A 22,751-nucleotide genomic window follows, 5' to 3' on the forward strand; every position below is an offset into this window, starting at 1 on the left:
CAGTGCCGTGTGCGCCCACAAGGTTCTGAACGTCTGGGAGACGTGTGGCCCCGCTCTTCCATTTGACCTGCGCCAGACCACGGGAGGAGCGGACGTCGATGGCAGGTCCGCTAACTACGAGACCGGCCGCCAGGCAGCACATCCACGCGTCTCGAACGCAACGTCAGTTGCGCTGATGGTGACGGTCGTCGGTCCCGTGGGGTTGCCGTTCGCGATGAGATCGGTGAACTCGCCACTGGTTCCGCTGAGCCGAGCCCAGTAGCAGCCATCAGGATCACCTTTGGTCCGGTAAGTTCCGGCCTTGATGTCCTCGCCAACCATCCAGGTGCCGTCACCGAAGGTGTCGCCCGAATCCTCGTCTTCCGTTGTGGTCGGCGTGGCGGTGACGGTCTCGGTCACCCGCTTGGTTGTTTCGACGGCTTCGGTCTCGTGCACGGTCTGAGTGACCGTTACGGTCATCGCCTGGGCTGCCTGCCGGGTCCCGCCGTCGTCCCCGGTCTGGCCGCCGATCAGCGCTCCGGAGGCCACCCCGACGAGCAGGATTGCGAAGGCTCCGACGATGAGCCGTATCCACGACTTTCGCCGGCCGTCGGATTCTCGGCTCGGCGGTTCGACGAAGCCCGGAGCCTGATGCTGGTCGCCGAAGGAGTAGTTGGCCACCGCCCGACACTATTTCAGCCGGGCAACCTCCACAAATAGCCCGTCCGGGCGAACTGCATAGGACCGCACCGAAATGTGGGCGACTGCGCAGTTGTCCACAATATCGGCATCACGGCTGGCGACAACAGCGATAGCCAGGTCAGTCCGTTTCGGTGGTCCCGTATCGTCGCCCGCCAAATGACTCGCCATCCTCGTAGCCTGACCCCCCATGCGCGCGAAGGTGCTCGTATCGACAGTTCATGCACCGCTGTAGTGGACTTCTTCGCCGCAATCTGAAATATTCGAACGTATCGAAATAGTTTTCGTTTTGTTCGTTCAGAGAGGTGGTCCGGCATGACAACGCAATCTCAGCTCTCGTCTGAGACGTTCCTGCCCGAGCATGTTGATCAGCTCGCGCCAGTGCTGAGTTTCCTACAGACCCATGAACGTTCAGCGGGGATGACCGCCTCGTCTTCGTATGCCCTGGTCGGGGACGACGGGCACGATCGAATCGAGCTTCCCGGGAACCTTCACCAGGTTCTCAAGCGGGTGGTCGAGGCAATGTCACAGGGTCGAGCTGTCACCGTGGCGCCGCAGAGCATGACTCTCACGACGCAGCAGGCCGCCGACCTGCTCGGTGTGAGTCGGCCGACCATCGTCCGATTGATCAACGACGGACATATCAATGCTGAGCGGGTCGGCAATCGGCATCGGCTGCTGCTCGATGATGTGCTCGCCTACCGGGATGCTCGCCGGACACAGCAGTACGATGCCATCGCCGCGACATCGGTGGCCATCGACGCCGAAGACGACCCAGCGGTCGTCCGCAAGCAGTTGCGTGAGGTCCGTAAGGCCGTCGCGGCACGTCGCAAGACGTCGAAGAAGGTCGGCTGACACGATCAGCCATGTTTGTAGCCGTACTCGATACCTGTGTCCTGTGGCCAAGCTTGCAACGAGACCTTCTTCTCTCGCTCGCAGCCGAGAGTCTATACCGCCCCGTATGGTCAGATGCCGTCCTGGAAGAACTCGAGTTTCACGAGACGCTCAAACTCGTTGACCGCGGCATCGATCCTGGCGATGCCGCGGCGCGCGCAGCGCACCTTGTCGAGCAGATGGCAGCCGCATTCAGTGACGCCTGTGTCTCCGGGTGCTGGACGGCTCGTTCGGGCTGCCGGACCCAGACGATGAGCACCTTGTGGCAGCAGCGGTTGTCGGTGGTGCAGAAGCCATCGTGTCCGACAACATCTCAGATCTTCCCCGAGGGAAAGTACCCGATCGGATCCGCGTTGTCAGACCTGCCCTGTTCGTCGCCGACATTGTCGCGGTGTCGCCTGACGCTGCGGTTCGTGCGCTGCAGACGATGATCAGACGCCGCACCAATCCTCCGGAAACCTTCGAGTATGTACTCGATGTACTCGGACGACGATACGGGATGCTCGACGCCGTCGAGACGATACGAGCTGCTGCTCATTCACCGTAACCTTGTGATTGCTACGAGGTCGGCCGCCAAGTCCTGCCAGTTCCACGCCCCTTCGTCTCGAAAACCACGTCACTCGCACCGAGGGCTACCGCCGGCGGCCGTAGGCGTGGCGTTCGCCTTCCACAAGCCCGAATCCGACACCATTCCCGTGCTGCAGACTTCGTCCTGGCAGGTCCCCGATAGTCGGTCCAGGCCGTTGTAGAGCCAGTTCCTACAGGTGATCGCTCACGCGATCTCACACACCACCGGGTGGTGGGTGCAGGTGCATCCGGCAGCGTACTCGGCCGGGGTCTTGTAACCCAACGCCGAGTGCCGATGCCGACGGTTGTGATCGTCCTTGAAATCCCCGATCACCACCCGGGCCTCCAACACACTGGTCCAGCAGTTGCGGTTCAAACACTCATCCCGAAGACGACTGCCCGAACGATTCGACGAACCCGTTGTTCCATGGCGTGCCCGGCGGGATGTAGCTGATACCTACCTTCCCGTCGCAAAACTGTTGCAACGCATGCGATATGAACTCCGGTCCACTGTCCATCCGCAACACCTTCGGCGCTCCGCCGACGGCCGCAAACACCTGCTCGAGCTCGGCAACGAGCCGCTCAGCTGGGATCGAGGTATCCACGATGTCCAGCAACGAGACCCGCGTGTGCTCATCAACCATCGACGCAATCTTGATCTTACGCCCACCAACAGTGGCATCGAACTGAAAATCCAAAGCCCACACCACATTCGGAGCATCCGCCTCGATCACCGGGACCGAGGACTGCCCGGCACGTTTGCGCCGCGGCGCCCGGTGAACCTGCAACCCTTCCTCCTTCCACAGTCGGTGCACCTTCTACTTGTTGATCGTCATACCCTTGTCGAACCGCAGATGCGCCCACGCCCGCCGGGACCCATGCCGGGGATTCTTGTCGGCATACGTGCGCAGATCAGAGCGCAGATCCGCATCCGGATCAGCGGGGGTCTGTGCTTGCGGAAGGCGTCGATACGCTGAGCGGGAAAGCCCAACCACCTTGCACGCCATACGCTCTGACATACCCTTCACCTCTTTGAGTATGTCGATGGCGGCGCGTTTGGCGGCCGGGCCTAGAATTTTCCCTTGACGATCTCCCGCAACGCGTCCTTCTCCAACTCCGCATCAGCCAGCAGCCGCTTGAGGCGCCCGTTCTGCTCGCGCAACTCCTTGAGCTCTTTGGCGGCGTCGGTGTCCATGCCGCCGTAGGTGCGGCGCCAGTTGTACAAGGTGGCCGCCGACACCTCCAACTCGTTCGCGATCTGCTCACCGGTCTTACCCTCGGCCGCGAGCTCATCGGCGCGCCGCAGCTTGCGCACGATGTCCTCGGCCGTGTGGCGTTTGCGTCCTGCCATGTCCTTCATCGTCCCTTCTGTGCCCTCATCAGGGCAATCAGGACTCTAAAACACCCCGGACCGGTTCACGGGAGGCATGCCACAGTCACAAGTCGATTCTACGCTCGACCGAGTCTCCGGGACCTCACTCTCGCCCTCCAACATGTCAGGGAGCCCCCACACCGCCAGCTATGAGGTGTGGGGATCGCTAACAACGACTGAAACCTGCTGATGTGACACCGCTCTCGCCGTGAGTCAGAGACTCGCGAGCACGTGCCTCGACTGCCAGTTGATCTACTTTGGAACTTGAGAAGCATCAATTGTTGGCACTCTCCTCATGGCGTGTCGATTCGAATGAAGGTGAGCTGGTTCGGGGCAACTGCCCCACGGACGCCCCATCGTCGCCGCAGTACGTCAGCCTCGCAGCCAGGAATTGAATGCACCGCGGTCGAATGGGCCGGTCGGTGGTGTATGCCGCTCTGCTTCATGCAGGCGGCGCGAGTAGTCCCACAGCTCGTCTGCTGTCACGCACTCACGCCGATGAGATGCTCTGAGCAATTCCCACGTTCCTACGACCTTCGGACTGCCAGGTGGCGCCACCCGACCGACGGACTGATCGTCGGTGACGAACAGCGCGCGAATGTTTCGGCATTCAATGATGGCCAGCGTCTCAGCCTCCCCCAGGTTCTGAGTTCGTGGCTGCCCCGGTGTTCGAAGCATGTCCCGATACCGCAGCACTGTCGCATGTTCACGCGGATTCTCCGGCGTGAGTGGCTCACCGAAGATATCGTGCGCTCGCCGCATATCCGCAAGATTCGGCTTGCGTGACCAATCGTCGCACTCCTCCGACACGGTCCGACACCAGCTTCCGTTGCGCCCGACCAGTCTCTCAAGTAGGTCCATCCGACCGATGACTGCGAAGTTGATGAGGGCAGTGTTATCCGGGAAGACGATCACCATCCGCGCCGATCAGATCCCGAGTGCGTCAAGCAGATCTGACGTCGACACCCCGGGGCGCGGCGTCGGCTCTTCCACCTCCAGTGAGTCGTCAGCTACGCCGAGCATCCAAGCCAGGATACCCTTGCCGACCTCACCCCGTGCGATGCGGTCTAGGTGGGCGGTCTGTAGTGCGACCGGGAATCGCCGAACAGCCGCAGCGTCCATCCGGATTGTGATCGGGTCGTCGGCTTCGCTCGGCACCCAATGATGGCGCAGTAAGCGTTGAGTTGTGTACCCGCTCCAATCACGAACAACCGGCGACTCGATGCCCAGCGACTCAAGGCGATTGGCGAGCGCTTCGGTTGAGACCCCAAGATCCCATATCCACGCAGCCAGATCGGCCGGCGTGACACCTTGCCAGTCCAGGGAACGCATATCGGCGGCGGGCAGGAGAAGTTCGGCCGCGAATCCGTGGGCCGCTCGTTCGTCGGCATCGCGGGTTTCCGGGTTGGCGTGATGACCGAGCACCAGGTGGCCGAGTTCGTGTGCGATGCTCCAATTTTCACGGAACCAGCTCGCCGTGGCCGGGATCGCAATCACAGGCCGGCCGTCGACAATGAAGCTGTAGGCGGTGGACAGTTCACCGACTCGTACAACCTCGATACCCAGCCTCTCCTCGATTCGTTCGACGAATGGCCGCACAAACCCGGCACCGAGCTGCGTTCTCGCGGCTTCGACGTCGGACGGTGCGCTCCAGCCTTCGCGCGGTGCGAGTAACGCCTGGCGGTATGCGAGCGTGATGTCATCAAGGATCGGCCGATCGGCGCTATGACCAGGGATCGATCGGGTTCTCGTGCTCTGGTCGTAGTCGTGTCGGGCCACCAGCCGCGGCCGCCTCGGATCGGGCTCGCCCGAGATGAGGGTGTGCAGATCAGCGTCGAAGTGGTCCGCAATCCTCATCAGCTCCGCGGCACCGAAACCGCGCTGACCGTGAATTGCCCGCGACAACGCGTCGGGCGTCATCCCGACAGCAGCAGCCACACGCCCCTGCTCGCCCCGCGGAATCAGACGTGCTACACGGTCGCCAATCGAGTTGTCCACCTGGTCGATCGTACTGGTATTTTGGGAAAATCCCAATACCGCGCACTACGGCGTCTACACCAACTCGGCGCCGGTGACAGCAAACACCTCACTTGGCCGCACTACGTCATCGCCCTCTACCGACGACTCGCCTGCCCGGTCCACCTGCTCGTGCTCTGCCCGACCACGACAGTCGCCCGCTGGGCGGCAACCCCCATCGACTTCGGAGCCGGAACACTCACCCCAACCGTCATCGGACCCGACACAATCCCAGCGATCGCCGAGCCGGATACCGCACGAGAATTGCCCGACCTGATGATGCTCTCGGCGATGGTCCACCACCACAACCGGGCCGTCCTCAGGGCTCTGACCAGGATCTTTGCCGCCGACATCCCCGACCACGAACTGTACGATGTACTGAGCCGACTCATCCTGCCCAAATCCGCCCGAGAATATCTGGAGGAACTCATGACAACCATCAACTTCCCCTGGGCGGACGACACCGAATACGCCCAAGAACAGCGGGCCCGCGGCGAGGCCCGAGGGAAGGCCGAAGGGAAAGCCGAGGCGCTTTTGACGGTCCTGGAATCCCGCAGCTTGACGATCACCGACACCGACCGCGCGCGGATCCTCGGATGCGACGACGGCCAACAGATCCAGAATTGGCTGACACGAGCAGCATCCGTACCGACCGTCGAGGATCTGCTCACCTGATAGCGCCAAACACCGTATACGGACGAGCCCCGACCACCACACCGCCATCATCGACAACAGCGGTCCCCAGCGGCGGCCATGAAGAACGCGCCGAGAGTGACGCTCGATTGCTCTTCAGACTGGTGGCCACTGCCGTCTGCGCGGAAATCTCAAGCGCCTCCTCCACAGCAGGAACCCCGAGGTCAAAGCATCGGCATCAGCCCATGCCGGATAGTATCGACGCCCATGGAGGTGGTGGCAATGACCGGCGTTCCGGACGACAACATCGGCAACGATGATCGGCCAGCCGATGGAACGACTCACCGGGGACTTCTGCGGTCTTGAGTAACTTCGCGTTTGTCCGCCAGACATTGCCGTCGGTCCACGAAGACTGTGCGCGGGCCGAGTCGTATCTGCATTCCGATCCGCGGTCGGCGTGCTTCTACTCGCGGCGCGTCGTTGAGGAAGTCGTCGGGTATCTCTACGATGTGCTGTCGCTGCGCATTCCTTACCGGGACGATCTTGCTGCGCGGATCGGCGATTCGGCGTTCAAAGCGAAAGTACCGCAAGGTATTACGCAGAAGATGACGATGATCCGGAAGACGGCCAATACTGCGGTGCACGAGAACCGGCAGATTCGGCCCGAGGTGTCACTGGCCGTCGTGCGGGAAGTGTTCCATGTTGTGGTGTGGGTGTCGTATCACTATTCAGCACAGCCGGATTCGGTGCCGCTGCACGCGCAGTTCGACCCGAAACTGGCAGCGCGAGCCGCACCGTTGTCGCGCGAGCAGTTCGCCCAGATCGCGGCCAAGTTCAGGGCACAGGACGAGGCGCGTGCGAAGGCGCTGGCGGAGAAGGACGAACTGCTCGCGGCGCGTGACGCCGAGATCGCCGACCTTCAGGCGAAGATCGCCGCCGCACAGGCCGACGCGAAACCCGATGACCGCGACTACACCGAATCCGACACGCGCGACCGGTTCATCGATCAGTTGTTACTCGAAGCGGGCTGGCCACTCGACCAGGACCGCGATCGTGAATACGAAGTCACCGGCATGCCGAACGCGACCGGCAAAGGCTTCGTCGACTACGTGCTGTGGGGTGCCGACGGTCTGCCGCTGGCTGTGGTGGAGGCCAAACGCACCACGAAGTCGCCGGAGGTCGGGCAGAAGCAGGCCGAACTGTACGCCGATTGCCTCGAAAAACGTTTCGGCCGAAGGCCTGTCATCTTCTACACCAACGGCTACGAACATCGCATCTGGGATGACGCAGGCGGCTACCCGCCCCGCGAGATCGACGGCTTCTACACGGCCGCCGAACTCGAACTACTGATCCAGCGCCGCCACACCAGGATTCCGCTGGCCACCACCCCGGTCAATAGCGGCATCGCCGGACGCCCCTATCAGGTCCGCGCCATCAAGGCGGTCGGCGACGCCTTTGACAGCAAACAACGCGAGGCGCTGCTAGTGATGGCCACCGGCGCCGGCAAGACCCGCACCGTCATCGCGCTCGTCGACCTGCTGCAGAAGGCCAACTGGGTCAAACGGGTGCTGTTTCTCGCCGACCGTACCGCCCTGGTAAACCAGGCCGCCAATGCGTTCAAAGAGCATCTGCCCGGCTCCACCACCGTCAATCTCGTCACCGAGAAGGTCACCGACGGCCGCATGTACGTATCCACCTATCCCACGATGATGAACCTCATCGACGATACGGTAGACGACCAGAAGCGTTTCGGGCCAGGATATTTCGATCTCATCGTCATCGACGAGGCACACCGGTCCGTCTACGCGAAGTACGGCGCGATCTTCGAGTACTTCGATTCGCTGCTGGTGGGCCTGACCGCCACTCCCAAAGACGAGGTGGACCACAACACCTACCGGCTGTTCCATCTCGAAGACGGCGTCCCCACCGACGCGTACAGCCTCGACGAGGCCGTCGACGCCGGATACCTGGTGCCGCCCAAGGGCATCAGTGTGGGTACCCAGTTTCTGCGGTCGGGCATCAAGTACGACGACCTCACCGACGACGAGAAGGACCAGTGGGATGCCCTCGACTGGGGCGACGACGGACCGCCCGCCGAAGTGGGCGCCGAAGAACTCAACCGGTTCCTGTTCAACGAGGACACCGTCGACAAGGTGCTGTCGACGCTCATGACGCAGGGCTACCGGGTCGCCGGTGGAGACAGACTCGGTAAGACGATCATCTTCGCGAAGAGCCAGAAGCACGCCGAATTCATCGAAAAGCGGTTCAACCAGGCCTATCCCGAACACGCCGGGCGGTTCGCGCGCGTCATCACCCACGGCACGCCGTACGCGCAGTCGCTCATCGACGACTTCTCCATCAAGGACAAAGCACCGCATATCGCGATCAGCGTCGACATGCTCGACACCGGCATCGACGTGCCCGAAGTGGTGAACCTGGTGTTCTTCAAACAGGTGCGGTCCAAGTCGAAGTTCTGGCAGATGATCGGCCGTGGTACCCGCCTGTGCCCCGATCTGTTCGAGCCCGGCAAGGACAAACAGGACTTCTTCGTATTCGACTTCTGCGGCAACCTCGAGTATTTCAGCCAGAATCTGCCCGGATCAGAAGGAAATATCCAGAAGTCGTTGTCGCAGCGACTGTTCGAGGCCCGCCTGAGTCTGGTGACCGCACTCGGCGACAACGAATCCGAGCTGCGCACCGCCACCACCGCGACGCTGCACGAGATCGTCGCCGGCATGAACCTGGACAACTTCGTCGTCCGCAAACACCGGCAGACCGTCGAACGGTTTGCCCAGGCCGGCGTGTGGCAGACGCTTACCGCCGATGACGCCGAGGCCGCGCGCACGCTGGCTGGGCTGCCCTCGTCGGTACGGGACGAGGACGAGGAGGCCAAACGTTTCGATCTCATCGTGCTGCGCCGCCAACTCGCCCAACTGGAATCGGATACCCTTGCCGCCGAACGACTCCGGCAAACGGTTCAGCAGGTGGCAGCCGACCTGCTCGCACTTGCGACGATCCCGTCGGTGGCCGAGCAGGCCGTGCTGCTGGAATCGGTGGCCGGCGACGAATGGTGGATCGATGTCACACTCCCGATGCTCGAAGAAGCCCGGAGAAAAATGCGGAGCCTGGTGCGGCTCATCGAGAAGACCAGCCGCAACCCGGTGTACACCGACTTCGAGGACACCCTCGGCGAGAGTGTCGAAGTTCATCTGCCCGGCATCACCCCCGGCACCAACTTCGAGCGGTTCCGTTCCAAAGCGGAGGCCTACCTGCGCGAACACCTCGACAACATCGCGCTGCAACGGCTGCGCCGTAATCGGCAACTGACCACTGACGACCTCGGAGAGCTCGAACAGATGCTGCTGGCCTCCGGCGGAGGTGAGAACGACATCGTGTGGGCGCAGCAGCAGACCGGTGGGCTCGGCCTGTTCGTCCGCAGCCTCGTCGGCCTCGACCGCGCCGCCGCCACCGAGGCGTTCGAGCACTATCTCGGCGGCACATCGTTCACCGTCGAGCAGGTGCGGTTCGTGGGCCATATCGTCGACGAACTCACCCGCAACGGGGTCATGGAGCCGGGCCGGCTCTTCGAGTCGCCGTACACAGACCACGGCACCCCGTTCGAGGACGACGACCTGTTCGCGATCGCCGACACCCTGCGGCAGATCACCCGGACTGCGATGCCCGAAGCGGTCGCATAGAACGGCAGTAACGCACGGCCTATGAGGGATACGGTGGATCCATCAGTTACCACCGATCATCAGGGGTTGATATGCCCGCCGATCACGTCTTCACCAATGCTTCTCTCTGGCAGCCGTCAACGGCAACATTCGCCGATACGGTAGCGGTCACGGGCCGGAGTATCACCGCGGTCGGTGTCGGCGTCGACACCGATCTCCTCGGACCGGGAACGCAGGTTCACGACCTGCGCGGTGCAAGCCTGCTGCCCGGGTTCATCGACGCGCACGTTCATCCGGTGGCCGGGGGTCTGGCCGCACTGCGGTGCGACCTGTCCGAACTCCCCCACGATCGCCGGGGATACCTGGACGCGGTCGCCGAGTATGCCCGCACCCACCCGGACGAGCCGGTGGTGAGCGGCAGCGGATGGTACGGGGACGCCTTCCCCGGTGGACTACCCACCAAGGACGATCTTGATTCGGTGGTCGCCGATCGGCCGGTGATTCTGTCCAGCCACGACGGCCACGGGGTGTGGGCCAACTCCGAGGCCCTGCGGCGCGCCGGGATCGATTCCCACACAACCGATCCCGAGGGCGGCCGGATCGAGCGCGACAGCGCGGGTGAACCGACCGGGGTGCTGTTCGAACGCGCCTTCGATGCCGTCAACGCCCTCATCCCCGCGTACGGACCCGGCAGGCTGCGCGACGCGCTGCTCCTGGCGCAGCAGCGGCTGCTGTCGGTGGGCATCACCGGCTGGCAGGACGCGGGGGTGGGCATCCCGGCCTTCGGTCTGACCGACACGCTCGACACCTATCTCGCCGCCGACGCCGCCGGCGAGCTCGTGGCACATGTGTGTGGCGCACTCTGGTGGACCGCGGAGGAGGGTCCGGCACAGATCGACACCATCCTCGAACGGCGCGCAGCCGCTCGCGGTCCGCGCTTGCACATCGACACCGTGAAGGTGATGCAGGACGGGATCTGCGAGAACTGCACCGCCGCCATGCTGGAGCCGTACTGCAACACTCCCGAGGGCGTACACCCGCGGGGCCTGTCGTTCATCGACCCCGAGGAACTCGCCACGGTGTGTGCACTATTGGCGCGCAACGACTTCGACGTTCACATGCATGCGGTGGGTGATCGCGCGGTCCGCGAATGCCTCGACGGACTGGCCGCCGCGGTTGCTGCCCGCGGCGATACCACCGCCAACCATCAGATCGCCCACCTGGACGTGGTCGACCCGCAGGATATCCCCCGATTCGCCGCGCTCGGTGTCACGGCCAACATTCAGGCCCTGTGGGCCCGGCGGGACATCGAGATCGTCGAACGCAAGCTGCCCCTGCTCGGCCCGGACCGCGACGCCCGGCACTTTCCGTTCGGTTCACTGGTCCGCGCCGGGGCCCGGATCGCGATGGGCAGTGATTGGCCGGTCACCGACCCCAATCCGCTGTGGGCCATCCACACCGCCGTCCACCGGACCGGATCGCGGGCCGATCCGCACGCGATCGGCCCGGACGCCCGCACCGTTCCCCTGCTTGCCGACGAGGCCATCTCGTTGCGCACCGCGCTGGACGCCTACACCGCCGGCGCTGCCCGCGTCACCCACTGCGCAGACCGCACCGGCACCATCGAAGTGGGCAAGGACGCCGACCTGATCGTGCTCGACGCCGACATCACCACCGCCGACGACATCGGCGAACTGTCCGTGCAGACGACCATGGCAGGCGGTGAGATCGTTTTCGCCCGTCAGTGAGCGGTGTCGTCCGTACGTTCGGCGGCCGTGAAGTGACGTTTGCACAGTTCCTTGAACGCCGACGCACGATTGGTCAGGCGCACCCCCGTCAGATGGGCGATCACCAGCTCCAGCGCAGGCGCGCTGTCGGTCAGTTCGAGTGCGGCTACGCGGCGCCCGTCGTAGGTCAGGTCGTGGGCCGGCCGCTGGTTGAGGATGGAAAAGCCGAAACCGTGGGCGACGAGTGAGCGCACCGTTTCATAACCGGTACTGCGGAAACGTATCTGCGGGGTGAACCCGGCCCGCCTGGGCAGTGACAGAAAGTAGTCACGGCTGTGCGGCAGATCGAGCAGCACCATCGGGTCGGTGGCGAACTCACTGAGCGTGGCGTCACGGCGGCCGGCTCGCGCGATCGGGTGGTCGACGGAGACGATCACATACGGCCTGCTCATCGTCAGCGGTTGGTAGGTGATGCCGTCGTGGCGGTCGAAGCCGTACATCAGCGCCAGCTCGCATCGGCCGTCACGCAGCAGGCGCGTCAGGTTCTCGTGTTCGCTCTCGATGACGTCCACCCGCACCTGCGGAAAGCGCTGTTCGTACGCCGACAGCAGTGTCGGGAGCCCGAACGGTGCGATCGTCGAGAAGCAGCCGACCGTCAGATCCCCGATCAGGGAGTTGCCGAGCCGTGCGGCCGAGTCGGCCAGTTCCACAGAGTGCGCCAGGAAACTGCGCAGTTCCTGCCGGAAGTTGCGGCCGGCGGGGGTCAGTTCCAGTCCGCGCGCGTGCTGGCGAATGAGCAACTGCACGCCGAGTTCCTTTTCGAGCTGCGCGATCGCCGTCGACACCGCGGACTGCGAGACCATGAGGACTTTCGAGGCTGCGGTCATGCTGCCGAGATCGGCGGCCGCGGCGAAGTACCGGAGCTGCACCAGAGTGAAGGAGGGCTCCTTGGCCGACATGGTCATCAACCTCCTTGATCGGGTGCGCGAATACCATCGAACAACGTACCGACGAGTAACAAAGTCGGTAGCGACTTCACGCATTGGTTCATCTGATTTATCAATCTAGAATATAGATTCTATCTTCTTTACAGATGCTTTGCATGTCCGGATCATGGAAGACGGTCAAACACGAACAAGTGCGGTGGAGGTTGTGGTGAGCGACGAAACAGTCGAGGTGCTCGTCATCGGTGCCGGACAGGCCGGTATTGCGATGAGCGAACATCTCGGCAAGCAGGGCATCGAGCACCTGGTTCTCGAACGGGACCGGGTCGCCGAGCGCTGGCGGTCATGGCGCTGGGATTCCCTCGTCGCCAACGGCCCCGCCTGGCATGATCGCTTCCCCGGATCCGACTTCGACTGCGCGCCTGATGCATTCGCCGGCAAAGAAGAGGTGGCCGACTACCTCGCCGCGCACGCCGAGAAGGTCGGCGCACCGATCCGCACCGGCGTCGAGGTCACCAAGGTCCGCAAGAACGAGGGCCGGACCGGATTCCACGTCGAGACCTCCGGCGGCACCATCGACGCCCGGTTCATCGTCTCGGCCACCGGCGCCTTCCAGAAGCCGATCATTCCCACGCTGGTACCCGAGTCGGCCGGCATCACGCAGATCCACTCCAGTGATTACCGCAATCCCGGGCAACTGCCCGACGGTGCGGTGCTGGTCATCGGCGCCGGATCGTCCGGTGTGCAGATCGCCGACGAACTGAACCGCACCGGCAAACAGGTCTACCTGGCCGTCGGTCCGCACGACCGTCCGCCGCGCAGCTACCGCGACCGCGACTTCTGCTGGTGGCTCGGGGTTCTCGGGCTCTGGGACGCGGCCACCCCGCCCGCCGGTGCCGAACACGTCACCATCGCGGTCAGCGGCGCCCACGGCGGCCACACCGTCGACTTCCGGCAACTGGCGGCCGAGGGCGTCACCCTCGTCGGGCGCGCCGACGAATTCGATGGCGGCATCATGCGTTTCGGGGCCGACCTGAAGGCGAACATCGACGACGGTGACGCCAACTACCTCGGCATGCTCGACGCGGCCGACGACTACATCGAACGCAACGGTCTCGACCTGCCCGAGGAGCCATCCGCGCGGGACATCGGACCGGATCCGGACTGCGTCAGCAACCCGATTCGCGAACTCGATCTGGCCGCTGCGGGCATCACCTCGATCATCTGGGCGGTCGGCTTCGGCAACGACTACGACTGGCTGCAGGTCGACGCCTTCGACGAGGCCGGACGGCCCAGTCATCAGCGCGGTGTGTCGTCGGAACCGGGCGTCTACTTCCTCGGGCTGCCGTGGCTGTCCCGGCGCGGATCGAGTTTCATCTGGGGCGTGTGGCACGACGCCAAGTACCTCGCCGACCAGATCACCATCCAGCGCGCCTACGCCGCCTACGAACCGGCCTGATCCGCTGTTCACGAAGAACCGCCCCTGGTCACCAGGGGCGGTTCTTCGTCGCGGTCCCGTTCGAGGTCAGTCGCCCTTGGCGATCCAGGTGGTCTTGAGTCCGGTGAACTTGTCGATCGCGTGCACCGACAGGTCCGGACCGAATCCCGATGCGCCGAATCCGCCGAACGGTGTGCCCATCGAGAGAGCGTCGACGGTGTTGACCGACACCGTTCCCGCATGCAGCGCATCCGAAACCCGCAGTGCGCGATCGAGGTTCGATGTCCAAACCGAGGCTGCCAGACCGTAGGGGGTGTCGTTGGCCAGCGCGATCGCCTCGTCCTCGGTGTCGAAGACGACAACAGCCAGGACGGGACCGAAGATCTCCTCGGTCACCACAGCCGAATCGGTGGCCAGCCCCGTGACCACGGTGGGCTCCATGAAATACCCGGCGTCCCCGATCCTGTTGCCGCCCAGTGCGATTTGTCCCTCTCCGGCCCCGACTGCGGCATAGCTCAGGATCTGTTCGAGTTGTTTGCCGGACACGATGGGACCGGCCGTGGTGTCGGGATCGAGCGGATCACCCGGATAGTAGTGGGCCGCCTGCTCGACGACCTTCGCGACGAAGGTGTCGGCGATCTCCCGCTGGACCAGCAGCCGACTATTGGCCGAGCAGACCTCACCGGAGTTGCCGAAGATTCCGAAACACGCCATCTCGGCGGCCTTGTCAAGATCGGCACAGTCGGCGAAGACGAGGTTGGGGCTCTTGCCGCCGCATTCGAGCCAGACCTGCTTCATGTTGGATTCGCCGCTGTAGCTCAGGAACATCTTGCCCACCGCGGTCGATCCGGTGAAGGTCAGGCACGCGACGTCCGGGTGCAGACCGAGTGCCTTGCCCGCGGTGGCACCGAGGCCGGGAACCACATTGAACACACCCGGCGGCAACCCGGCCTCGACGGCGAGTTCGGCCATCCGCAACACCGAAAGCGGTGATTCCTCCGCGGGTTTGAGCACCACGGTGTTGCCGGCTGCCAGCGCGGGGGCCACCTTCCACGCCGCGATATCGAGCGGGAAGTTCCACGGCACGACGGCGCCCACCACACCGAGTGGAACCCGCCGTACCATCGCGACGCTGCCGTCGGCGGTCGGTGGCAGTTCGCCGGGGATCTTGTCGATGACCTCGCCGTAGTACCGGAACACCGCCGCGGCACCGGCCACTTCAACACTCATCGCGTCGGAGATCGGTTTGCCCATTTCCAGTGTGACCAGTAGTGCGAGTTCTTCGGTGTGTTCGGCGATCAGGTCGGCGAACCGGCACAGCAGTTGCCCGCGGGTGGTCGCCGACAGGCCTGACCAGGCGCCGAACGCCGAGGCAGCTGCGGCGACGGCGGTGTCGATGTCCTCGGCGTCGCCGGCGGCGACCTCCGTGAGCGGGTCACCGGTGGCGGGATTGACGACGGTGAAGGTCTGTCCGGACGCCGCGGGCAGCCACTCGCCCCCGATGTAGGACCCGGTGGGTAACGACACCTGCGCGGCGCGGGAGCGCCAGTCGTCGACGGTGAGTTCTGTGGAATCGGTCATCCTCCTATCGTGACTGGATATCGGGCCGGAGTGGGCAAACCGGTACGAAAATCTGGCGTGATCTTCTGGATTCAGTGCATCACTTTTCTAGATTCATCTGTCCGTTTTGTCTGGGTACAGACCCGTAATCAAGGCATCAACAGAATTGATGCAGTGGAACCAATATTTCTGATTTATCTTTCTTTGCCCATCGGTCAAACTCGTTTTCATCGCCTCGATGTTGCGGCGGTCACGTCTCACCGAACGAAAGCCCACGCACATGAGCACACCCACCCCGGCTACCTCCGCCCCTCCGCAAGTCGAGAAGCGCACCATCGATCACATTCCGGAGGACGAGCGGCACGGCAAGGGCCGCGACCTGTTCACCGTGTGGTTCGGCTCGAACATCATGCTGCTCACCATCATCACCGGTGCGCTGTCGACAACGGTGTTCGGTCTGCCGCTGTGGGCAGGTGTGATCGCCGTCCTCGTCGGCAATATCGTCGGCGGGGTCGTGATGGCTCTGCACGCCGCGCAGGGGCCGCAGATGGGCGTGCCGCAGATGTTGCAGACGCGCGCCCAATTTGGTTCCTACGGAAGCCTTCTCGTCGTCGTTCTCGTGGTCTTCATGTACCTCGGCTTCTTCGCCTCCAACGCCGTCCTCGGCGGTAAGGCGCTCGCCAAGGTCAGCGGCATGCCAGTCAACCTGTCGACCTTCCTCATCGGTTGTGTCAGCGTCGTCGCCACGATGGTCGGCTACAAGCTGATCCACGGTCTGGCCGCCTTCCTGTCGGTCGTCGCGGGCGGGGCGCTGATCGTGGCCTTCATCTGGATGGTGTGGGTGAACGGACTGCCCGAGCACACCTTCCATTCCGACGGATTCAGTGTCGCCGGCTTCATGGCCACGGTCTCGGTGGCAGCTCTGTGGCAAATCGCCTATGCCCCTTACGTTTCCGACTACACCCGATATATGCCCAAGGACACCGGGGTGCGCGCCGCGTTCTGGGCCACCTACGCCGGCTGCGTGCTGGGCTCGACCCTGCCCATGCTGCTCGGCGCACTAGTCGGCGCCGCCCTGCCCAACTCGGACACCCTCGATGGCATGGGCACCCTGACCCAGGGTGTCACCACCGGCGTCTTCATCGTCTTCGCCGTCGGTGTCGCAGCAACCAACTCGATGGACCTGTACTGCGGGTCGCTCTCGACCATCACCATCGGCCAGAACATCTTCCCGGGATGGCAGGCCGGCGCCGTCAGCCGCGCGATCACCGCGGTCATCCTGTTCGGCATCGCGATGATCCCGGCACTGTTCAGCGCCGACGACTTCCTGGCCAATTACGCCAACTTCCTGGCCCTGCTGCTGTGCGTGCTGATCCCGTGGACGGCGGTCAACCTCGTCGACTACTACGTCCTGCGGCACGGCGAGTACGACATCCCGTCGCTGTTCGAGCGCGACGGTGGCGTGTACGGCACCTTCAACTGGATCGCGATCGCGTGCTACTTCCTCGGCATCGCCATCCAGATCCCGTTCCTGTCGACGACGATCTTCACCGGGTTCGCGGCCGAGGCCATCGACGGTGTCGACATCTCCTGGCTGGTGGGTCTGGCCGTGATCTGCCCGCTCTACTACGTGCTCATGCGCTCGAAGTTCCAGAACATCGGTGATCCGGTTCCCGAACTCGCCTGACCCGGCCCCGATCGGGCCTACCGTCTCAATCACCCTCCGCGAGCCCCACACGGGCAGACAAGGATTCACGTACATGCCTGGCACCCACCGCCGCATCCGGCCGTTCAACACCAAGGACACCTACCCCGAGCAGAACCTCGACAACGACCTGTGCCAGGCCGTCGTCGCCGGTGGTGTGGTGTACCTGCGCGGCCAGATCGGCCAGGACCTCGACACCCGCGAATCGGTCGGTATCGGCGATGTGGCGGTGCAGACCGAGAAGGCGATGAGCAATATCGCGATGCTGCTCGACGAGGCCGGCAGTTCGCTCGCCGACATCGTCAAGGTGACTGTGTACCTCACCGACATCCGCTATCGCGAGACCGTTTACCGGATCATGGGCCGCTGGCTCAAAGGGGTGTACCCGGTGTCGACGGGGCTGGTCGTGGAGGCGCTGGCCCGTCCCGAGTGGCTCGTCGAGATCGACGCGACGGCAGTACTCAGCACACCGGAGGCGACGGCACCGTGACATTCTCCCTGGTGGTTCGCGACGAGGAGACCGGCGCGTTCGGGATCATCATCAGTTCATCGAGTCCGGCGGTGGCCTCCCGCTGCGCCCACGCCCGCGCCGGAGTCGGCGTGGTGGCCACCCAGAACGTCACCAACCCGGCGCTGGGGCCCTCGGTTCTCGACGCCCTCGCAGCGGGCGCGGACGCCCCCACCGCGCTGGCTCAGGTCCTGGCCGACGAGAAGTTCGGCGAGTACCGCCAGGTGACCGTCGTCGACGCCGCGGGCGCGACGGCGGTCCACTCGGGAGCCAACAGCCTCGGCATCAACACGCACCTGGAGGGTGAGAACGCGGTGGCCGCGGGCAATCTCCTCGCCGACGAACGGGTGATCGCCGAGCTGCTCGGCGGGTATGCGGCAAGCACCGCTGCGGCTATGGAGGAACGCCTGCTCGACGGTTTCCGGGCCGCGTTGGCCGCCGGCGGCGAGGCCGGTCCCCTGCATTCGGCGGGAATGCTTGTGGTGGAGGACGTTCCGTGGCCGGTCACCGACCTGCGCGTCGACCACAGCGACACCCCGCTCGATGACCTGGCCGCGCTGTGGGACGTGTGGAAACCACAGAAGAACGATTACCGGGTGCGTGGCGTCGACCCGACGAGCGCGCCGTCCTACGGTGTCCCGGGAGACGAATAGCCATGCCGGACAACACCATCGAATTCGACACGGCGGTCACCACCACGGTGACCGGGGCCCATCGCGCACTCGTGGGACTGTCCCGCGACCTGTTCGACCACCCGGAGATCGCCTGGGAGGAGGAACGGTCGGCGAGGCGCGTCGCCGATCAACTCGCCGACGCCGGGTTCACCGTCACCGGCGGCTACTGCGACCTGCCGACCGCCTTCTCCGCCACCGTCGGATCGGGTGAGCTGCATCTCGGATTGTGCGCCGAATACGACGCGCTGCCCGGCCTCGGGCACGCGTGCGGGCACAACCTGATCTCGGCGATCACTGTGGGAGCGGCCACCGCACTCGCCCCCCTGGCCGACGACCTGGGCATCACCCTGCACGTGCTGGGCACCCCGGCCGAGGAGGGTGGCGGCGGCAAGATCGAGATGCTCGAACGCGGCGGATTCGACGGCCTGCACGCGGCGGCGATGGTCCATCCTGGCCCTGTCGACGTCGCCCGGGCCAGGCCGTTCGCGGTGTCGCACAGCCATATCGAATATCAGGGCAAGTCCGCGCATGCTGCGGCCTACCCCGATCGGGGTATCAATGCCGCCGACGCCTTCACCCTCGCCCAGGTGGCCATCGGGTTGCTGCGTCAGCAGTTGCCGTCGTCGGTGCGGGTGCACGGGCTGCTCACCCGCGGCGGTGAGGCGCCCAACTCGATCGCCGAACGCACCGAGGGCCGCTGGTACGTCCGGGCCGAAACGCTCACCGAACTCGCCGAGGTCGAACCACGGGTGATGCGGTGTTTCGAGGCCGGTGCCCTGGCCACCGGTGCGCGGCTCACCGTGACCCCCGAATCCAAGCCGTACGCCGAGTTCCGCACCGACGACGAACTGCTCGCCTGCTATGAGCGGCGTGCGACGGCGGTCGGCCGCACGTTCGGGTCGGGCGCCGACGCGACGATGGCGCGGGCGTCGACAGACATGGGCAATGTGTCGCAGACCCTGCCCGCGATCCATCCGTACATCGGTATCGATTCACTGCCCGCGGTGAATCATCAACCCGAGTTCGCCGCCGCCACGCTCACTCCTGCCGCCGAACAAGCGATCGGGCAGGGCGCGATCGCGCTGGCCGGCACCCTCATCGACGCCGCGGTCACCACCGGTATCCGCGACCGCCTGCTCAGCTGACACCACGAGGAGCACATCATGGACACCGCAATCGATTTCATCTATCTGTCCGAACCCGACATGATCGCCGCCGGGGTCACCGACATGGCCGCGTGCGTGGACACCATGCACGAGATGTTCAAGCTGCTTTACGCCGGTGACTACCGGATGGCCGGCCCCAACAGTGACTCGCACGGCGCGATGATCACATTCCCCGATCCGCCGCCCTTCCCGACGATGCCGCTCAACACACCCGACCGACGGCTCATGGCGATGCCCGCCTACCTCGGCGGTTCGTTCGGCACCTTCGGCGTCAAGTGGTACGGCTCGAACGTCGCGAACCGCGAAAGAGGCCTGCCCCGTTCGATTCTCATGTTCATGCTCTCGGACGTCGACACCGGAGCACCGCTTGCGCTGATGTCGGCCAACCTGCTCTCGGCCTACCGGACCGGCGCCGTCCCCGGCGTGGGTGCCCGTCTGCTGGCCCGTCCCGACGCCAGGACCGTCGGCGTTGCCGGACCGGGCGTGATGGCCCGGACCACGCTGGAGGCGTTCCTGGCGACCTGCCCGAACATCGACACCGTGAAGGTCAAGGGCCGGGGCCGGGCCAGCATGAACAAGTTCATCGCCTGGGTACGCCAGAACCATCCCCGGATCACCACGATCACCGAGGTCGACACGTTCGAGGAAGCGGTCCGCGACAGCGACCTGATCACCTTCTGCACCACCACCGTTCCCGACGATCCTTCGACCTATCCGCTGATCAAACGTGAATGGGTCAAGCCGGGCGCGATGCTGTCGATGCCCGCCGGACTGGAGATCGACGAAGGCCTGCAGGCCCCCGACGTGCGCAAGGTCGTCGATAACATCGGCGTCTTCGACGCGTGGGCCGCCGAGGAGGGCTATCCGACGCACAACCTGGTCCCGATCATCGGCTGTAAGTTCACCGACATGATCCACGACGGAAAGATGACCCGCGACGAGCTCGTCGATCTGGGTGCGGTTGCGGCCGGCGCGCAGATCGGGCGGCGCAACGACGACGAGATCGTCATCTTCGGGATCGGTGGCCTGCCGGTCGAGGACGTCGCGTGGGGAACCACTCTCTACCGCACCGCGCGCGCCAAGGGTATCGGAACCCCGCTGAACCTCTGGCAGTCACCGGCGATGGCCTGACCTGTCCGGCCGGTCCCCCACTCGTAACGAAAGGAATACATGGACGCCCAGGTCGTGGTGGTCGGGCTCGGTACCGCAGGCTCGATGGCATTGTGGCAGTTGGCCAAACGCGGAGTGAAGGTGCTCGGTGTCGAACAGTTCGGCATCGGGCACGCACGCGGCTCCTATGCCGGCGATTCGCGGCTGTTCCGCTCCACCGTGCACGAAGGCCCCCGCTATGTACCGATGCTGCAACGGGCCCGCGAGCTGTGGTTTGAATTGGAGGCCGAAACCGGCCGTCACCTGTACGACGAATGCGGCGCGCTGCAGATCGGTCCCGCCGGATCCGGTTCGCTCGCCAACTCGCTCGCGTGCGCCCAGCAGTACGGGCTGCCGTACGCGTTACTCGACGCCGACGCCCTGCGGGCCCGGTATCCGCAGCATCGTGTCGAGGACACCGACGCCGCCGTCCTCGATCTGCGGGCGGGCAGCCTCTACCCCGAGGCCTCCGTGTTCGCCGCGGTGCAGGCCGCCAAAACCCATGGCGCACAAGTGGCCACCAACACCGAGGTGCTCGACTTCGACGAGGAGGGCGGCCGGCTGCGACTGCATACCTCCGGCGGACCGATCACCTGCGAGAAGGTGGTCGTCGCCACCGGCTCATGGACCATGCGGTTGCGCCCTGACCTGCAGGGCTACCTGCATGTGCTGCCGTTCGCGCTGACGTGGTTCATGCCGCATCATCCGGAGATGTTCACCTCCGACCGGTTCCCGGTGTTCATCCGCGATTCCGACGGGGTGCACCTGTACGGCACACCCACCCACGACTCGTACAGCGTCAAGGTCGCCAGCGATCCGCAGTGGGCAGCCATCGGTGATCCCGACGAGATCCCGGAGTTCGACCGTCCGGAGCTGTGCAAGATCGGGCGGTGGGCGGCCCGGTATCTGCCCGATCTCAATCCCGAGCCGGTGCGTCATTCGATGCACCACGATCTTTGTGCACCAGGCGATTTCCCCATCATCGACCTCGACGAGGACTCGGGGATGGTGCTCCTGACGGCGTTCTCGGGCCGGGGCTTCAAGTTCGCGCCGTTCTACGGTGAACTGGCCGCCGACCTGGTGACCGGGCAGCGCAACGATCTCTACGATCCGGAGTTCGCACTCGCCGAGCGCTCCCGGTAGACCGCGACCCGGCTCACTGACTGACCTGGCGGATACGCGAACGCAGACCACTGGCCCGGGCGACACGCCGGTTGACCGCTGCCTTGAGGACGTCGAGGGTGCCGACGATCCACACCTGCTCCTGGGCGCGGGTGATGGCGGTGTACAGCAGCTCTCGGGTGAGCAGTTCCGAACCGACCGGCGGAAGCACCACCGTCACGGCCCCGTACTGGCTGCCCTGGCTGCGGTGGATCGTCATTGCGTAGGCGGGCACCACATCCGACAGACGCGCCGGATGCACCCGATGCACACCTGAATCTCCGCGCGCGAACGCGACGGTCAGCGGCAACTCCGCACCCGATGTCAGGTCACCCGGTCCCGGTGTCGCGCGCACATCCCGGATCACCACGCCGCAGTCGCCGTTGGAGGTGTCGGTCTCCTTGTCGTTGACGGTCACCAGGATCGGACGGCCCGGACGCGACATCGCCGTCGCCGGTGTCAGCGGAAGGTATGTGTGGCCGCCGGCGATCCAGTCGGTGATCTGGTCGGTCCAGCCCTGCACACCCCACCGGCCCTCCCGGTGCGCGCACAGCACGCGGTGCCGGTTGAGTGCGGCCAGCGCTGTGACCTCGTCACCCTGATCCGCGGCGACGAGGAGGTCACGGCCCCAGGTGGTCACGGCCTCCTGCACCGGGTCCGGACGTGTCGGGTCGACGAGCGCGACACCCGGCAGACCCGACTGGACGAGATCGGCGACCCGGTCCGCGTCACCGTCGTTGATGGCCGTGGCCAGCGCGGCGATGCCGGGACTGTTGCGGTGGCCGCGGCGGAGAGTGATCACGCCCGCGCTGATCCGGGACAGGTCCGTGTCATCGACCACCGCGTCGGGGTCCGTGTCATCGACCACCGCGTCGGGGTCCG

At 64.8% G+C, this 22,751-nt stretch carries 18 protein-coding genes and 1 pseudogene; 11 read left to right on the forward strand and 8 right to left on the reverse strand.

The features are described 5' to 3' along the window. Positions 1 to 114: 114 nt before the first annotated feature. Complete coding sequence (locus tag Q0627_RS14580; RefSeq protein ID WP_291015162.1) at positions 115 to 660, reverse strand: hypothetical protein; 546 nt, start codon at positions 658 to 660, stop codon at positions 115 to 117. Between the two features lie 579 nt (positions 661 to 1,239). Between Q0627_RS14580 and Q0627_RS22510 the strand changes: the two genes are divergently transcribed. Then, positions 1,240 to 1,533 (forward strand): helix-turn-helix domain-containing protein, encoded by a 294-nt coding sequence (locus Q0627_RS22510; protein WP_324384037.1) that lies wholly within the window; start codon positions 1,240 to 1,242, stop codon positions 1,531 to 1,533. 352 nt (positions 1,534 to 1,885) lie between these two features. On the opposite strand, the gene Q0627_RS14590 is transcribed toward Q0627_RS22510, so the two are convergent. The 4 genes and pseudogenes from Q0627_RS14590 to Q0627_RS14605 all read right to left on the reverse strand — a co-directional run bounded on the left by Q0627_RS14590 (position 1,886) and on the right by Q0627_RS14605 (position 5,509). Then, positions 1,886 to 2,110, reverse strand: a complete 225-nt coding sequence (locus Q0627_RS14590; RefSeq protein ID WP_291015168.1) for a hypothetical protein — start codon at positions 2,108 to 2,110, stop codon at positions 1,886 to 1,888. A gap of 234 nt (positions 2,111 to 2,344) precedes the next feature. Then, positions 2,345 to 3,490, reverse strand: a pseudogene (locus Q0627_RS14595) (IS3 family transposase). 393 nt (positions 3,491 to 3,883) lie between these two features. Next, the gene (locus Q0627_RS14600; RefSeq protein ID WP_291015171.1) at positions 3,884 to 4,429 is read right to left on the reverse strand and encodes a hypothetical protein; all 546 of its coding nucleotides are present in this window, start codon (positions 4,427 to 4,429) and stop codon (positions 3,884 to 3,886) included. 9 nt (positions 4,430 to 4,438) lie between these two features. Further along, positions 4,439 to 5,509: an XRE family transcriptional regulator gene (locus Q0627_RS14605; protein WP_291015173.1), complete on the reverse strand. Its 1,071-nt coding sequence runs from the start codon at positions 5,507 to 5,509 to the stop codon at positions 4,439 to 4,441. A gap of 21 nt (positions 5,510 to 5,530) precedes the next feature. On the opposite strand from Q0627_RS14605, the gene Q0627_RS14610 reads away from it, so the two are divergent. From Q0627_RS14610 to Q0627_RS14620, 3 genes are all read left to right on the forward strand, one after another. Continuing rightward, a complete protein-coding gene (locus tag Q0627_RS14610) occupies positions 5,531 to 6,202 on the forward strand; it encodes a hypothetical protein (RefSeq protein ID WP_291015176.1) in 672 nt (223 codons plus the stop codon). Between the two features lie 320 nt (positions 6,203 to 6,522). Next, the gene (locus tag Q0627_RS14615) at positions 6,523 to 9,858 is read left to right on the forward strand and encodes a DEAD/DEAH box helicase family protein (RefSeq protein WP_291015179.1); all 3,336 of its coding nucleotides are present in this window, start codon (positions 6,523 to 6,525) and stop codon (positions 9,856 to 9,858) included. 71 nt (positions 9,859 to 9,929) lie between these two features. Next, positions 9,930 to 11,585 (forward strand): amidohydrolase, encoded by a 1,656-nt coding sequence (locus Q0627_RS14620; protein WP_291015182.1) that lies wholly within the window; start codon positions 9,930 to 9,932, stop codon positions 11,583 to 11,585. Here the strand turns inward: Q0627_RS14620 and Q0627_RS14625 are convergent. Next, positions 11,579 to 12,529 carry a LysR family transcriptional regulator gene (locus Q0627_RS14625; RefSeq protein WP_291015184.1) on the reverse strand — a complete coding sequence of 317 codons (951 nt, stop codon included), beginning with the start codon at positions 12,527 to 12,529 and terminating at the stop codon, positions 11,579 to 11,581. The genes Q0627_RS14620 and Q0627_RS14625 overlap by 7 nt on opposite strands. Positions 12,530 to 12,719: 190 nt before the next feature. Here Q0627_RS14625 and Q0627_RS14630 point away from each other — a divergent pair, with 190 nt between their 5' ends. Further along, positions 12,720 to 13,967, forward strand: coding sequence for an NAD(P)/FAD-dependent oxidoreductase (locus Q0627_RS14630; RefSeq protein WP_291015186.1), 1,248 nt, complete (start codon positions 12,720 to 12,722; stop codon positions 13,965 to 13,967). Positions 13,968 to 14,033: 66 nt separating this feature from the next. On the opposite strand, the gene Q0627_RS14635 is transcribed toward Q0627_RS14630, so the two are convergent. Further along, on the reverse strand, positions 14,034 to 15,527 hold the full coding sequence (locus Q0627_RS14635) for an aldehyde dehydrogenase family protein (RefSeq protein WP_291015188.1): 1,494 nt from the start codon (positions 15,525 to 15,527) through the stop codon (positions 14,034 to 14,036). Positions 15,528 to 15,786: 259 nt separating this feature from the next. Here Q0627_RS14635 and Q0627_RS14640 point away from each other — a divergent pair, with 259 nt between their 5' ends. The 6 genes from Q0627_RS14640 to solA all read left to right on the forward strand — a co-directional run bounded on the left by Q0627_RS14640 (position 15,787) and on the right by solA (position 21,851). Next, positions 15,787 to 17,193, forward strand: coding sequence for a cytosine permease (locus tag Q0627_RS14640; RefSeq protein WP_291015190.1), 1,407 nt, complete (start codon positions 15,787 to 15,789; stop codon positions 17,191 to 17,193). A gap of 73 nt (positions 17,194 to 17,266) precedes the next feature. Beyond that, positions 17,267 to 17,701, forward strand: a complete 435-nt coding sequence (locus tag Q0627_RS14645; RefSeq protein WP_298810978.1) for a RidA family protein — start codon at positions 17,267 to 17,269, stop codon at positions 17,699 to 17,701. Next, positions 17,698 to 18,372: a DUF1028 domain-containing protein gene (locus tag Q0627_RS14650; protein ID WP_291015194.1), complete on the forward strand. Its 675-nt coding sequence runs from the start codon at positions 17,698 to 17,700 to the stop codon at positions 18,370 to 18,372. The genes Q0627_RS14645 and Q0627_RS14650 overlap by 4 nt, the downstream gene beginning before the upstream one ends. A 2-nt stretch (positions 18,373 to 18,374) precedes the next feature. Continuing rightward, on the forward strand, positions 18,375 to 19,538 hold the full coding sequence (locus Q0627_RS14655) for a M20 family metallopeptidase (protein WP_291015196.1): 1,164 nt from the start codon (positions 18,375 to 18,377) through the stop codon (positions 19,536 to 19,538). An 18-nt stretch (positions 19,539 to 19,556) separates the two neighbouring features. Beyond that, positions 19,557 to 20,690 carry a tyramine oxidase subunit B gene (locus Q0627_RS14660; protein WP_291015198.1) on the forward strand — a complete coding sequence of 378 codons (1,134 nt, stop codon included), beginning with the start codon at positions 19,557 to 19,559 and terminating at the stop codon, positions 20,688 to 20,690. Between the two features lie 39 nt (positions 20,691 to 20,729). Beyond that, complete coding sequence (gene solA, locus Q0627_RS14665) at positions 20,730 to 21,851, forward strand: N-methyl-L-tryptophan oxidase (protein WP_291015200.1); 1,122 nt, start codon at positions 20,730 to 20,732, stop codon at positions 21,849 to 21,851. A gap of 13 nt (positions 21,852 to 21,864) precedes the next feature. Here solA and Q0627_RS14670 read toward each other — a convergent pair. Next, positions 21,865 to 22,751 (reverse strand): ATP-binding domain-containing protein (locus Q0627_RS14670; protein WP_298810984.1); only part of this gene is annotated, 887 nt, incomplete at its 5' end.

Origin of the sequence: uncultured Gordonia sp. (assembly GCF_937858515.1) — a bacterium.
In the GTDB taxonomy this organism is placed as follows: domain Bacteria; phylum Actinomycetota; class Actinomycetes; order Mycobacteriales; family Mycobacteriaceae; genus Gordonia.